Source organism: Streptomyces sp. LARHCF249 (genome assembly GCF_052871255.1).
This window is the reverse complement of sequence record NZ_JBIXJQ010000014.1, coordinates 86,085-99,117: the sequence shown is the minus strand read 5'-3', so window position 1 is coordinate 99,117 and position 13,033 is coordinate 86,085. Positions and strand designations below refer to the sequence as shown.

Annotated in this window: 12 protein-coding genes and 1 pseudogene; 7 read left to right on the top strand and 6 right to left on the bottom strand. The window is 69.5% G+C overall.

Annotated elements, in window-relative coordinates; genetic code table 11:
* Window positions 1-71 precede the first annotated feature (71 nt).
* Both ACIPUC_RS31935 and ACIPUC_RS31930 read left to right on the top strand, forming a co-directional pair.
* On the top strand, window positions 72-1,496 hold the full coding sequence (locus ACIPUC_RS31935; RefSeq protein ID WP_446593874.1) for a competence protein CoiA family protein: 1,425 nt from the start codon (window positions 72-74) through the stop codon (window positions 1,494-1,496).
* Window positions 1,497-1,686: 190 nt separating this feature from the next.
* The gene (locus ACIPUC_RS31930) at window positions 1,687-2,682 is read left to right on the top strand and encodes a competence protein CoiA family protein (protein WP_446593873.1); all 996 of its coding nucleotides are present in this window, start codon (window positions 1,687-1,689) and stop codon (window positions 2,680-2,682) included.
* A 104-nt stretch (window positions 2,683-2,786) separates the two neighbouring features.
* Here the strand turns inward: ACIPUC_RS31930 and ACIPUC_RS31925 are convergent.
* From ACIPUC_RS31925 to ACIPUC_RS31915, 3 genes and pseudogenes are all read right to left on the bottom strand, one after another.
* Window positions 2,787-3,008 (bottom strand): annotated as a pseudogene (locus tag ACIPUC_RS31925) (Ku protein); the annotation flags it as partial.
* A gap of 31 nt (window positions 3,009-3,039) precedes the next feature.
* Window positions 3,040-3,246: a hypothetical protein gene (locus ACIPUC_RS31920; protein WP_446593872.1), complete on the bottom strand. Its 207-nt coding sequence runs from the start codon at window positions 3,244-3,246 to the stop codon at window positions 3,040-3,042.
* Window positions 3,247-3,347: 101 nt separating this feature from the next.
* A complete protein-coding gene (locus ACIPUC_RS31915; RefSeq protein ID WP_446593948.1) occupies window positions 3,348-4,049 on the bottom strand; it encodes an HNH endonuclease family protein in 702 nt (233 codons plus the stop codon).
* Between the two features lie 312 nt (window positions 4,050-4,361).
* Between ACIPUC_RS31915 and ACIPUC_RS31910 the strand changes: the two genes are divergently transcribed.
* From ACIPUC_RS31910 to ACIPUC_RS31895, 4 genes are all read left to right on the top strand, one after another.
* Window positions 4,362-5,936, top strand: coding sequence for a hypothetical protein (locus tag ACIPUC_RS31910; protein ID WP_446593871.1), 1,575 nt, complete (start codon window positions 4,362-4,364; stop codon window positions 5,934-5,936).
* A gap of 185 nt (window positions 5,937-6,121) precedes the next feature.
* A complete protein-coding gene (locus tag ACIPUC_RS31905) occupies window positions 6,122-6,331 on the top strand; it encodes a hypothetical protein (protein WP_446593870.1) in 210 nt (69 codons plus the stop codon).
* Between the two features lie 3 nt (window positions 6,332-6,334).
* Entirely contained in the window at window positions 6,335-7,216 is an 882-nt protein-coding gene (gene ku, locus ACIPUC_RS31900) for a non-homologous end joining protein Ku (protein ID WP_446593869.1), read from the top strand.
* A gap of 49 nt (window positions 7,217-7,265) precedes the next feature.
* The gene (locus ACIPUC_RS31895) at window positions 7,266-7,598 is read left to right on the top strand and encodes a DUF6233 domain-containing protein (RefSeq protein WP_446593868.1); all 333 of its coding nucleotides are present in this window, start codon (window positions 7,266-7,268) and stop codon (window positions 7,596-7,598) included.
* Between the two features lie 550 nt (window positions 7,599-8,148).
* Here ACIPUC_RS31895 and ACIPUC_RS31890 read toward each other — a convergent pair.
* Both ACIPUC_RS31890 and ACIPUC_RS31885 read right to left on the bottom strand, forming a co-directional pair.
* Window positions 8,149-9,024, bottom strand: a complete 876-nt coding sequence (locus tag ACIPUC_RS31890) for an SLATT domain-containing protein (RefSeq protein WP_446593867.1) — start codon at window positions 9,022-9,024, stop codon at window positions 8,149-8,151.
* Between the two features lie 52 nt (window positions 9,025-9,076).
* Window positions 9,077-11,695, bottom strand: a complete 2,619-nt coding sequence (locus ACIPUC_RS31885; RefSeq protein WP_446593866.1) for an ATP/GTP-binding protein — start codon at window positions 11,693-11,695, stop codon at window positions 9,077-9,079.
* A gap of 165 nt (window positions 11,696-11,860) precedes the next feature.
* Between ACIPUC_RS31885 and ACIPUC_RS31880 the strand changes: the two genes are divergently transcribed.
* Complete coding sequence (locus ACIPUC_RS31880; RefSeq protein ID WP_446593865.1) at window positions 11,861-12,148, top strand: hypothetical protein; 288 nt, start codon at window positions 11,861-11,863, stop codon at window positions 12,146-12,148.
* A 29-nt stretch (window positions 12,149-12,177) separates the two neighbouring features.
* Here ACIPUC_RS31880 and ACIPUC_RS31875 read toward each other — a convergent pair whose 3' ends face one another.
* Window positions 12,178-12,996 (bottom strand): IS5 family transposase, encoded by an 819-nt coding sequence (locus tag ACIPUC_RS31875; protein WP_446593864.1) that lies wholly within the window; start codon window positions 12,994-12,996, stop codon window positions 12,178-12,180.
* Window positions 12,997-13,033 lie beyond the last annotated feature (37 nt).

Here is a 13,033-nt window from a genome sequence, read left to right as displayed (position 1 = left end):
CAGTGGCGCCTGCTATCTGCTGTCCTGTCAGATACGCCGCGAGTACGCCGGATCGCCAGGAGATGCGATTCATGCCTTTCACCGCGCTGCACCCCGCCCTGGGCCGCCTCGACGCCACCCTTGCCGACCTCGGGCACAAGCTGGACTGGGCACAGATCCACAAGGCCCGCCCCCGGATCCAGCTCGCCTGCCCGGAGTGCGACTGGACTCTTCATCCGAAGGTCTCCCAGTACGGCGTGCGGTTCTTCTGCCACGACCCGGGACGGCCGCCGTCGTGCGAACTGTCGAATGAATCGTGGGAGCACCACATGCTCAAGCTGGAGATGGCGGGCGCGATCCGGGCAGCCGGGTGGTTCGCCACGCTGGAAGTACCGGCCGAGGACGGCTCCTGGCGCGCGGACGTGATGGCGGCCTCGACAGATGGCACCCGGAGGATGGCCTGGGAGGCACAGTTGTCGCCGATCACCCTGGACGACATCCAGGCACGCACCGACCGCTACCTCGACGAGGGCGTCCGAGTGTGCTGGGTGTCCCCGCACAAACGACCGCCGCGTTGGATCAGCGCGGTGCCCGCGGTCCGGGTGCGCGCCCCGGAAGAACATGAGCCACAGCTCTGGATGGTGGACGACGGCCTCGCTGGCTTCGATTACGCCGCTGGCCGTTGGATGTTCCGCGAGGAGGAACTGGTCCAGTTCGTCCGGTGGGCGCTCCACGGGCAGGTCGTTCCGGTCGAGAGCATGCCGCGGTACCGGCGGGTGTACCGCGTCGTCGACGGCGAGCAGCGGCAGTTTCGGCGCGGTCAATGGTGGACGTCTGCGCAGTCAGCCGCGGCCCAGGAGAAGCACAACGCGATGCGCCAGCGCCAAGAGCTGGCGAGGGAGGAACGCGAAGCTCGCCAGAAGCAGTTGGAGGAGGAGGCTGATCGGCAGAGCCGGCTGCGGGCGGAGCAGGAGCAGGCCCGGAGGGCGGAGGAGGCTGAACGGCTTCGGGAAAAGCGGGCGGAGGAGTCCCGCGTCTACTGGGAGAAGGTGCGTCAGCTACGGGAGGTGGAAGATGCCCGGCGGGCCCGAGAGAAGGCGGCGGAAGACGCGCGACTCGCATTGGAGCAGGCCCAGCGGGAGGAAACGCAGCGGTTGGCGCTGGAGACCGCGAGGACGTGGTGGAGCAAACTGTCGCAGCAGCAGCGGACCGAACTGCTCACCGCCGTTGCCGAATACGCATGGCGCGAGTCGAACGTTCGGGTCGACATCCCGGAGAAACTGATGATGTCCTCGGAGTACGCCTACGGAGTGCCGGTGTACACGACGGGGAAGCGACGGCTCTTGTACGGGGTCGTACGCCCCTGCCCCAGCCTGGTCGCCGCCTCACCCGGAATCGTGCGCCTGCACGCCTTCGCGCGCAGTGCCCAGGAGGCCCGGAAACTGGCCACAGTGATTCCCGAGGGCCGGATCACCAACCTGGACCTGCCCGAGCATGAGCAATTGACCATGTGCTGAGCTGCCGCGGTCTAGCACCAGCGCTTCTGACCCACCCGCGGCTGCCTCTCCCACGCGGCCGGGCGGAGGCCCTAGTGGAGGAGCGCGCGGAGGACTCCGGCCGGTGTGGCACGTCTTGCGGGGCAGCGTGTTTCCCCCGGCTCCGGCGACGGCAGCAACCCTGGGGGCAGCCGAAGGGGAGGGGCGGAGCGTGCAGGACGACTTACTGGTGGTCGGGTTCGATCTGGAGACCCGTCGGGAGGTACACATCGCCGAGGGGCCGCCGGAGCGCTGGAAGCGCCTCGGGTACGGCGGCACGGGTCAGCTGGTGTGCTTCTACTGCTTCCACGGGTTCGAGGCCCCGGTGGGGACCCGGGTACCGCTGGTGACGCGGGGGCGGCTGGGCGGGAAGGTCCGCCGGCACTTCGCGCACCCACCCGGGCAGGCCCCGGCCGGTGGCCACGGCCCGGAGACGGTCTGGCACATCACGACCAAGCACGTCCTGGCGGCCTGGGCGTGGTCGAGGCCCGGAGTCGACCGGGTGCGGCTGGAGCAGTGGACGGAGGATCACGACCGGCGGGCCGACGTCGAGGTGCTGCTGCAGGACGGCACGAAGGTCGCACTGGAGGCGCAGCGGAAGCTCATGACCGACGACGGTTGGCGGGCCCGGCACCGGGACTACGCGCGCCAGGGCGTGGTCGACGTCTGGTTCTGGCGGCCGCGGGTGCACTTCCCGCACGTTGTGCTCGACGAGGGTCTGCCGGTGTGGTTCTACTCCGTCTCGAAGAGGGAGGCGGCGACGTCGGTGGCGCGGCCGCACGCGCAGGTGCACCAGTGGTGGCAGGCGCCGGATCTGTCGATGTTCGGGCTGCACCACCCGCCGTGCGCGTTGGACGAGCTGGAACGGGTGGCGATGCCGCTCCGGACGCTGGGGCTGGGGCCGGGTGGTGCGGTGCTGCCGGAGGACCTGCAGAAGCGGTTACTCGATTCACAGCTGGCGATGCGGGAGGAGGCGGAGCGTCGGAAGGAGAGCGAGGTCCGGTACGCCCGGGCGCTCCAAGCGGCCCGGGAACGAGCGGCGCGGGCACCGGCTCCCGAATCCCTTCCGCCTCTGCCCCCGGTGCCGGCGGGCGGTCTGCGGTGCGAGGTGTGCCGCCGTCCGCTGGACCCGCTACTGGCGAGGAACCGGCGCCACATCCTGTGCTGACCTCTCATTGACCCCGTTAGACCGGTTGGGACTAACGGTGGGGCGGGCACTTGGACCGGCCGTTCCCAGCCAATGCATGCGGCGAATCGGGCAGTCCACTCCGAGTACACCTCGTCACCGGTGCGCTCGTTGATCCGTTTGTTGCGGATCCGGTCGGAGGTGCCGCGCTGGAGCTGGTGGAAGTGGATGGTGTGGCTGTCGGTCGCCGTGTAGAGCCCCACGGGGAGGCTGACCAGCCCGAATGACAGGACCCCCGCCCATACCGACGCGCCATGACGCTCACCGCCTCGATGCCATGCCCCTTTGGCGGGCGTCTTCCCGGTCACGGCTGGTGCATCCCTGATGGGCGGGACGGCCTCATTCGGTTTCGACTGCCCCGGACGCAGCTGCGGGCATTGAGTGCTCAGGTCCCACTTCGGACCGCTGGCGCCGGGCCGGGTTGGTGAGAATGGGACGTAGTGCGGCGATCAGTTCGGCGTCGGGCGGTGGGGCTTCTGCGACCCGGCGGTGGATGTATTCGATCATCTCGTCGCCGAGGAGGGCTCGGCGCTCGGCACGGTTCACCTGGCGGTTCCTTCCGTGTGACGGCATACGGCAGCACGCCCGGCTGCAGGCCCCCGGGCAGGCCGGCATGCAGCCGGGCTTTGGCTGACCAGCGGAGCAGGTCAGGGTGCGGTCTCGTAGACGACGGTGGTTGTCGGGCAGTCCTCTGCCAAGCCGAGGAGGGCCTGGCGCTCGGCGTCGTCGGTGGCGAGGTTCCAGCGGAGCTTGGTGCCGACCCAGGTGGCGGCGTAGGTGCAGTGGTAGGAGCCGTCCAACGGAAGCCATTGCGCCGGGTCCTTGTCGCTCTTGGACCTGTTGGAGGCGGCGGAGACTGCGATCAGCGTGTCCGGGGACGCCTGGTCGTTCGCGTACGCCTCGCGGCGGACAGCGTCCCAGCCGTAGCCACCGGAGTCGTGCACCTCAGCCAGGGGTACAAAATGATCAACATCCAGGCGGGCGGCGTCGGTGACGACGAGGTTGTCGTACGGGCTGCGCCAGGATCCGCCGGCCAGCTTGCACCCCGCTGCTACCTGGGGCGCGACCACCGCTTCACTCAGGATGACCTCCTTGCGGGTGTCGCATCCGTCCGAGCTGTTCTGCCCGCGGTTCCAGTGCTTGTACAGGTCCCGCTTGTAGCCGGCGCGCTGTTCGTCGGCGAGGGGGATCTGGTCGATCGCTTCGAAGAGCGGGATGGGGGCGCGGAACCCGATGGTGCCCGGGGTGGCCACGGCAGCGGTGCGGGACGGTTCGGCGTGGGCGGCGGGCGTGCCGGCGGTAAGGAGGGGAAGTGCGGCGAGGGTGAGCGCGGGCAGGCCACGGAGCATCAGGTTCTTGATCACGCTCGGGTTGTAGCGGTCGCGGAAATCGGTGCCCAGCCCGAGAGCTGCTGTTTCACCCGGCTGGGGGGCCGGATTCACTGCGGAAACGATCGCCCAATGGACGCGGTGTCACATCAGCGCTGCGGGGACGCCCGGGCGCGTGGGGGCGCGCAGGGAAGCACCCCATAGCCAGCACAGGGCCCCCGCTTGTGGGCGACCCCAGCGGGATCTCCTCGCTCGCTGTGATCGGCCCCTATCAGATTGTCAGTGCCACGTCCTACCGTGAAAGCAGGGATCGCCGGCAGGGGAGGGCACACCGTGGCCAACATCGTCTGGCACACAAAACTCAAGATGCTTCTTGATCTCAAGCAGGAAAACCTTGGGCAGGACACCATCGATGGCCTGTGGGAATTCCTCTACAAGACGGACCGGGTCCTGGCCCAGCGCAACGTCCCCGTCTCCGAGCGGGAGCTGCAGTGCGGGGGAGTCTGCAGGGACGCGGGCGTAGTCGCGTGGATGTACCTGCGACAGCAGGCCAACGGCCGCCGCGAAGCCGTCCATGAGCGCAAGGAAGACGAGGAGCGCCACAAGGCGCCGATGAGCGACGAGCACAAGGCTTATCAGGAACGGATCCTGCGTGCGGCCACGGAGGGCGGCTTCCACGGTGACTGCGAGGTCCGCACACCAGTCGGTCGCAGCTGGATCCAGACCGACACCCTGATTGAGGGCGAGGACGGAAGGCGCATCGGGTGGGAGGTCCAGCTGTCTTCGGCCGGCGTCGACGGTCCGAGCAGTGTGAAGGCCCGGGCGACGAAGGCAGCGAAGCAGGGCATCACCCCGGCCTGGCACACCGACCGGGAGGATTACGGACGGCGTAGCGATACGCAGTGGACCAGGAGCAACAACCTGCCCGCACATGTCATCGCGCAGATCGGCGACCTCCGCGTGATCTCCGGCTACCGAGCCTTGGACTTCTGGCTCTGCGACCTGCGCGCCGTCTACCCGTGTCCGGACGGGGTTCGCAGGTGCGGCAAGCCACACGTCACGCCCAAGCCGCGAGATGTGCTGTTCGACGATCTCGTGCGCCAGACGGCTGCCGGAACGATCGTGCCGGTCGAGTACCGCAGGGGCACCAGGATCGACAAATTCTGGGTGACAGACGCGGACAGCGACCGCCTTGCCGAACTCCAGGAGGGCACCCTCACGGTGCCTCCGGCCCGAGGAGACGACACCGCCCCGAAGTCGAGCCCGAACCGACCCACGTGCCGCCCCACAGCAACCCTGGCTGCTCCCGTCCCGGTCGGGGGGCCCGTAGCGACTGCGCCGCCGATCCCGCAGCAGCGGGCTTTCGCACAAGCACCATCTCCTGTGAAGCCCTTCTCGCAAGAGGCCCAGCTCCCTCGCCACAACGCAGTGCCAGTCACGCCCTTGGTGTCGCCAGCCCCTGCCGAAGCCTGCATCGGGGAGCCGGAGCCCGAAAAGGTGACCTCCCCGAGCGTCGACTTCCCTTCCGAAATCGAACAGGTTTACGATCGCGGCGTGACCACGACCGTATTCCCCGAGGACCTCCTCCAGCTTCAGGAGCGCCTCCACCGCGCCCACGCCGAGCACCGCGCCTACCTGGCAGGGCTGCCCTGGAGCGTGGAGCCCATGGTCGGCTGGACACGGGGCGAGCGCTACTCCCATCGCGGTGACGTACCCGACAGCCCTGGCTGGAGCGACGAGCAGAAGCAGAAGGTCGACGAGATGCGGACGGAGATCCTGGAGCTGTCGATCGCCGTTGTAGACCACGCGCACTGGGCGACGGTTCCCCGTGAGGAAGTAGTGGCCGCACGCATGCAGCTGAAGAAGCAGGCGGCCTCGTCGGACGATGCAGGAGCAGAGGCGGCGTAGCACTGCGTGCTCCTCCCCCACGCAAGGGTGCACAAAGGTGGACAGCAGACAGCCGCGATGCGGGGCTCAGCCGTGTGCGTGTCCGAGCTGACGTCTCGGACGACTCGCCGACCCCGATCGAGCAGATGGACCCGACCGGACACGGCCTGAGTGCGGCCCCGGGCATCGGCCGCGACTCTGGAGCCATGGCCGAGTCCAAAGTGACCATCCACCCTCCCGACGAGCGGGGCCGCCGCCTGGTGACCTACCGGCGCGAGGAACTCGGCCGCGCGACCAGCGAGCGGGACGTCCGGGAGTTCCTCTACCGGGCAGGCATGGCCGACGCCGAGGACGTCGACCTGACCGACGGGGCCCTCTTCGACTGGCAGGGCACCGGCCCCGAGTCCTGGGCCTGAGCCGTGAAGGCCCTGTGGAACGGCGCGATCTCGTTCGGGCTGGTCAGCGTCCCGGTGTCCGTCGTGCCTGCGACCGAGCGCCACGCCGTGCACTTCCGGCAGATCCACCAGCACGAAGGCGGACTCATCGGCCGCGTCCGCAACCTCAAGGTCTGCGAACTCGACGGCGAGCCCGTCGGCCTCGACGAGATCGGCCGCGGTTACGAGACCGCCACCGGAACGATCCCCGTCAGCGACGCCGAACTCGACGCCCTCCCCCTGCCCACTGCCAAGGCGATCGAGATCGTCAGCTTCGTCCCTGCAGCCTCCATCAACCCCGCCGCCTTCGGGGCCGGCGCCTACTACCTGGCAGCCCCGGACCCCATCGCGGCACGGCCGTACGTCCTCCTGCGCGAGGCCCTCAGCCGCACCAGCCGCGTCGCGGTCGCCAAATTCGCCTTCCACCAGCGCGAACGCCTCGGCCTGCTGCGCGTCGTCGGCGACGTCCTGGTCCTCCACGGCCTCCGCTGGCCGGATGAGATCCGCGAGGCCGACGTTCCCGCCCCCACCGTGGACGTCACCGATGACGAGGTCCAGGCCGCCCTCGCCCTCGCCGACGCGATGACCACCGACACCCTCGAAGGCATCCCCGACAACTACCGCGACGCCGTGGAGGAACTCCTCGCGGCCAAGGCCCACGGGGAGCGCACCCACGCCCCCGAGGCACCCGCCCCGGTGATCGACCTGATGGCCGCCCTGGAGGCGTCCGTGCAGAAGGCGCGGGAAGCCCGGGGTGAGACGGAGGCCACCGTCCACGAGCTCTCCGCCAAGAAGAAGACCGCGAAGAAGACGGCCAAGAAGACCACCGGGGCGGCCGAGGGCCGCACACCGCGCCGCCGCGCCTGATCGCGGCCCGGCCGGATCCGAGCGAGCCACCACCCCTAAAATAGAACATGTGAACGAAAATCTTGCGGAACAGATCGCCCGGCACCGGGCGGTCGTCGGCTGGCTGGAGTGGCAGCTGGTCCAGACCCGCGAGGCCCTGGCCCGCCTGGAAGAGGCCGTCGCCACCGCCCGCAGGCCGGAGCCACGGGTACCCGACTGGAAGCTCGAAGTGCACCGCACCGGCTACGGTCCCCGCCCCTTCCGAGTCCACGCCGGCCACTGCCCCGACGGCCACGGCAAGGAAATCACCCGGCACGAGGCCCTTCGCCTCCTGGTCGACGGCATCGAGGCGTGTCCCTTTTGTGGGCCGGACCGTGAGCTCCGGATCGACGGCGCCGCATAGTCGGCGCAAGCGGGCACCGTCGCCACTCCGCAGCGCCGACCCAGGTGCACGGCGTGCAACGCGGGTGCAACACCCCGACTGCAACAGACCCCGCGTTGCGGCCCTGACCTGCCAAAACAGCTGCTCACGCAGCACGGCTGCGCTTGGGTACGTTGATTACGCTGGATCGCTGGCACCGGACGGTCGTCGGCTGGCTGGCGGGCCAGAGCCGCGAAAACGTCACCCGCCTGCTGCCATAGCTCGTAGGCGAAGCCGGGTGCCCGAGTGGCAGCTCGAAGGAGATCACCCGGCGCGAGCCGTCCGCCTCCTGGCCGACGGTACCGAGGCGTGTCCCTTCTGCGGGCCGGACCGTGAGCTCCGGGTTGACGGCACCGCATTCGGCGCCGCCGCCGTCAGTGAACGACCGGGTCCGGCTCAGCGGTAACCGCGGCCGACGACGCCTGCTGACTACATTGTTCCGGGTTCCTTACCGGCAAAGTGCCGTGCACGCTGGCGCCCTGTGCCATGTCGTGACGGCTCGAACTCCGGCCGCCAGTCCTCCGTGCTGCTGTCATGCTGGCGGCGGTCCCGTGGGCGGTGCCTGGTCCGCTGGCTGATCCAGTTGCTGTTGACGCCGGCGCTGCTCGTTGCGCAGGGCTTCCACCCGTTGGGTGAACCGGGCCAGTGCTTGCTGTTCCTGGCCGGGCGTGAACTCGCTGTACTCGCCGACGCCAAGGGTCACAGCGTTCGCCTCCTCCTCGATCGCGTCGGCGGTCTGCTGGAGAAAGTAGCTGCGCTCGCGAAACTTGTAGTACCCGTTGATCATCGATGCCACGGTGATCGCGAAACTAATGGAGAGCACGGCGAGGTTTTGCCAGGTCGGCTCCTTCGCGTCGAGGGCTGCGATGGTGGTGGTGCACGCCGACCCGACCATGACCAGGTTTTGCAGGCTGTTATGGGTCCGGCGGTACTTGCGCGAGTCCTGCTGATAGTTCTCGATGAGGGCCTGAACGTCCTCGCGGTACAGGGCACGTTGTTCGGCCAGGCCGGGACGGACGAGGGCGCTGAGGAAGCGCAGCTCGTCCCGGTGCTGATCGAGGTTCCCATCCATTTCGTCGAGAGAGCTGTCGACGGGGAGGGCATTGTTGGCCAGGAAGGCGGATATGAGAGCGATGAGGGCCAGCGCCCCGCAGATGATGTCCGGTTTCAGGAACCGCGACGGCTCCCACACGGCGACGCTCCAGGCACCGGCTCCGATCAGCAGGGCAAGTGCGACGAAGAAGGTCGTGTTCCGGACCCGTGTGAGTGTCTTCGCCCTGGCCAGCTGAGACTCGATGTCCCGGACCGTACGGGTGAGATCGAGCAGCTTCCGGCGCTCCTCGTCGTGTAGGGCTTGCTCGGCTGCCGACAAGCGGTATGGGCCGTCATCGTTGATATCTCGGGGCATGGGTCTGCGGGGCTCCTTGCGCTGCCGTTGGATCCGTGAAGGTGGGTACCGCCTACCGACGTGCCTGTCGTTCTTGGACGAGCTGCTGCCACCGGAGGCGGACAGCTTCGGGCCCGTCGAGCCAGGTCACGGCGGACGGAGCGGCCAGCGGCAGGCCGGCCATGTAGTGGGCGACGTGGGCGTAGTAGGCGTAGTCGCCCCGCTGGGCCAGCTCGTGCAGCCGGTGGATGACGGTGCGGACCTTGTCGTGTTCGCCGAGGACGGCGTGGTGCAGGGCGAGGGCGAGTTCAAAGACGGCTTCGGCCGAGGTGATCCCTGCTGCGTGGATCTCGGCGCGCAGCGCTCGGGCGCCCTCGAGGTCGGTGAGGGTGCCGGCTTCGCGGGCGAGGGCGGCGACTCTGAGGGTGAGAGCGGTGGCGCGCTGGTCGAGTCCGGCCAGGAGCTGCTCGGTGAGGGCGATTTCGTCGTTGGCCCGGGCGGGGTCGGTGAAGGCGTACGCGAGGGCGAGGTGGGACTGGGCGATGGCCTGCTCCCCGGTGTTGCCGTGCTGTTCGGCCTGGGTGCGGGCGGTGGCGAAGGCGGTGGCGGCCTGGTTCATGTCGCCGTGGGCGAAGTGGATGTCGCCGAGGACCCGGTTCCCGCGCCCGCGCCAGCCGAGGGCGCCGGCGGTGGACAGTGCTGTGGGGAAGTCGCCGGTGGCGCGGGCGAGGTGGGCGAGTCCGCGGGCAGCGTCGGGGGCGAGCCGGCCGCCGCCGTCGGCGACCAGGCGCATCCCGTCGTGGGAGGCGTCGTTCTGGCCGAGGTCGCGATACGCCTTGGCCCGGTAGTAGAGGGCCATCTCGGTGAGTTCGGCGGGCAGGAGGCCGGTGTCGATGATGCGGGTGAGCCGGGAGGCGGTCACGGACCGGTGCTCGTGCTGGCGCCGGGCCAGCGCGGCCAGGAGCTCGGCCAGGGCGTCTGCGGCGGTGGCGAGCTCGCCGTCCCCACTCTCGCGTGCCGGGAGCGGGAGGGGTTCCCACACGTAGTCGTCGGTGTAGGCCCAGGCGGCGTCGGTGAGCCAGCCCAGCTCGAGCCGGTGGTCGCGGGCCAGAGCGAGGCCCTGGCGAAGGCAGCCGACCAGCAGGCGCCGGTCCGGCCCGCTGCTGGTCTGCCACTGCGCGCCGAGCGCGGCCAGCGCGCGGGCGGCGGCCTGGTGCCAGTCGGTGTCGGTCCAGCGGTCGTCGGTGGCGTCGTCCGCGGTGCGCAGGGTGGAGCGGATCAGGGCGTGAAGGTGGTAGGGCCACAGCGCGAAGGCGTCGTGCCGGACGAAGGGCCGCTCCACCAGCCGGGCGGCCGCGGACAGGTGGGGCAGGCCCGCGGCTGCGGTGGCCAGGGGAAGGTCGAAGGCGTCCACCAGGCTGACCGCGCGCAGGAGGTGGCGTTCGTCGGGGGTGAGGTCGGCCAGGGTGCGGGTGAGCAGCGCGGGGAAGTCGGTCCCGAAGTCCGCGGGCGTGGGGGTGCGGCCGGCTCGGCGGAGCTCCAGGAAGCGCAGGACGGCGAGGTCGAGGTAGAGGGGCAGGCCGTGGGAGCGTTCGGCGATCACCGTGCGCAGGTCGGCGTCGATGAGGGGCTCGCCGTCGCGGGTCAGGCGCCGGGCGAGGTAGTCGGAGCAGTCCTCGGGGGAGAAGTCGCCGATGAGGACCTGGCGGCCGCTCTCGGTCGGGGTGCCGGCGGTGCGGGGGCCAGGTACGGCCTGTCCGACGAGTCCGGGCCAGGCGGTGGGGCCGGTCCAGTCGAGCTGGCCTTCCAGAGCTGGGTCGGCCCACTGCAGGCGGCCGCGGCCGGTGACGATGAAGAACGCTCCGGGCATCAGCCACACCAGGCGCTGCAGGAGCCGTTCGAGGTCGCGGTGCGTGCGGGTGCCGGTGTCCTCGAAGGTGTCCAGCAGGATGACCGGCACCGTGGCCTGGTCGGCGGGCAGCTGGGCGAGCTCCCAGGCCAGCAGGTGCGGGTAGTAGGAGAGCGCGTCGACGTCGGGCTCGACGTCCAGGAGGTCGGCCAGGCGGGCGCAGCCGGCCAAAGCCCGGACCGTCTGGCGGCGCTCGCGGATCGCGGTGGTCAGGGCGCCGGTGAGCTGGCCGATCGCGCTGCCGACGGTGCCGGGCAGGAGCAGGGCTTGGGCAACATCGCTGAGTGCGGACTGCATCTGCTGCGGCAGGTTCTTGCCGAACTTCGCGGCGAGGCCGCCGCGGCGCAGGTACTCCTCCAGTGATTCGCCGGGGTGCTGGTGCTCCCAGTAGCGGCGCAGCGCGATGTCGAAGGCGGGCAGCGGCCGGTTGAGGTGGGCGGCGAGGGCGAGACGGATGGTGAGGACGACGCGCTCGAAGTCAACGCCGGCGGACCGGGCGAGGTCGATCCGGACCGGCAGCAGGGTCGGTCGGGCGGGCCAGACGGGTTCACCCCAGCGGGCCGGGCGGCTCTCGGCGCCGGCGATTGCAGCCTCCAGGGTCCGCGACAGCGTGGTCTTCCCGATCCCCCCGACTCCGTGCATGACCAGGATGTTGTTCCGAGGGGCTTCCAGGTCCTCCACGGTGAAACCGGGGGCGGTGATGCGGGCCAGGTGTTCGCCGAGGGCGGCCTGGACGATCTGCCACTGCCCCTGCCGGTTCGTGAACGCCTCCGTCGCCGACACGCTCCGGTCGTTGGTACTGAACAACGCCCGCAGATCCCGCCCCGCCATGGCTCCCCCTGGTGATCGTCTCCTTGCTCCTCAACCTATGCCCGCCCAGCGCGCAGTGAAGGTGCGTCAGCAAGAATTGGCTGGTCAAGTACGTCAGCACGACCAAGGTGGTACGCCATGACCGGCCCCCTCACCCCCGAAGACCCCACATCCCAGCCGCTCCACCAGGCCGGCGGAGACGCAGAGCAGGCCGAGCGCACGGTGAAGGAGGTGATCCGCTGGTACAACGCCCGCCTCCGTGAGGCCCGTGACAGCGGCCTGGACGCCGAGACGGTTCAGGAGCTGCGGGGAGCGCGGGACCAGGCCGCGGACGATCTGGGCCGGCTTGAGGACGCCGACGACGACGAGACGGTGCAGATCGGCCTGGCCTACGCCGCCCGGCTCAAGGAGGTCACCGGTAGTTGATCCGTTGGCCACAGGCCTTAGACGTCATCTCACGTGGTGCGTTTGGCGAGCCGCTTGTAGCAGATCAGGGTGACGGCAAGGCTGAGGAAAGCGGCGAAGTGCCGACTCTTTCGTTCGTAGCGGACGGTCAGGCGCCGGTAGTTGAACAGCCAGGAGATGCTGCGTTCGACCTTCCAGCGGTAACGGCCCAAGCGTTCGCTCGACTCGATGCCACGTCGCGCGATCTTGGGCGTGATGTTCCGATTCCGCAACCAGTGGCGGATCTCTGGGTAGTCGTACCCCTTGTCTGCACGGAGTTTGGCGGGCCTGCGGCGTCGGGGCCCGCGCCGCGAGCGCACGGCGGGGACAGCCATGACCAGAGGCTTGAGAGCAAGGCTGTCATGGGTGTTCGCAGCAGAGACTGCGGTGACCAGCGGCAGGCCCTGGGCGTCAGTCAAGATGTGGAGCTTGGCGCCTGGTTTGCCCCGGTCGACCGGATTCGGCCCTACGAGCTGGCCCCCCTTTTTCGCTCTAACCGAGGCAGAGTCAACCAGGGCAGCGGACCAGTCGATCACGCCTGCGGCGCCCAGCCGGTCGAGGACTTCATTGTGGAGGCGCCGCCACAAGCCGGCTCTTGTCCAAGCGGCAAACCGGCGGTGAGCAGTGGCTGGGCTCACGCCGAAGCAGGGCGGCAAGCGACGCCAAGCACACGACGTGGTCAGCGCATACACGATCGCGCAGAACACTTTCCGGTCTGCCACCGGAGCTGTTCCGCCGCCCTGCCGACGCGGCTTGAACGGTGGTATCAGCGGCGCCGCAATCTCCCACAGCCCGTCAGGAACGAGATCGCGCTCAAGATCTACAGCCATGGTTGGCGATCATGACCAAAGGGGTTACGCCCGCTGC

Excerpts from the sequence above, each read along its gene's own strand:
- ACIPUC_RS31935 (WP_446593874.1), top strand. The coding sequence starts at position 72 with ATGCCTTTCACCGCGCTGCACCCCGCCCTGGGCCGCCTCGACGCCACC.
- ACIPUC_RS31915 (WP_446593948.1), bottom strand. The coding sequence starts at position 4,049 with ATGCTCCGTGGCCTGCCCGCGCTCACCCTCGCCGCACTTCCCCTCCTT.
- ACIPUC_RS31905 (WP_446593870.1), top strand. The coding sequence starts at position 6,122 with ATGGCCGAGTCCAAAGTGACCATCCACCCTCCCGACGAGCGGGGCCGC.
- ACIPUC_RS31890 (WP_446593867.1), bottom strand. The coding sequence starts at position 9,024 with ATGCCCCGAGATATCAACGATGACGGCCCATACCGCTTGTCGGCAGCC.
- ACIPUC_RS31880 (WP_446593865.1), top strand. The coding sequence starts at position 11,861 with ATGACCGGCCCCCTCACCCCCGAAGACCCCACATCCCAGCCGCTCCAC.
- ACIPUC_RS31875 (WP_446593864.1), bottom strand. The coding sequence starts at position 12,996 with ATGGCTGTAGATCTTGAGCGCGATCTCGTTCCTGACGGGCTGTGGGAG.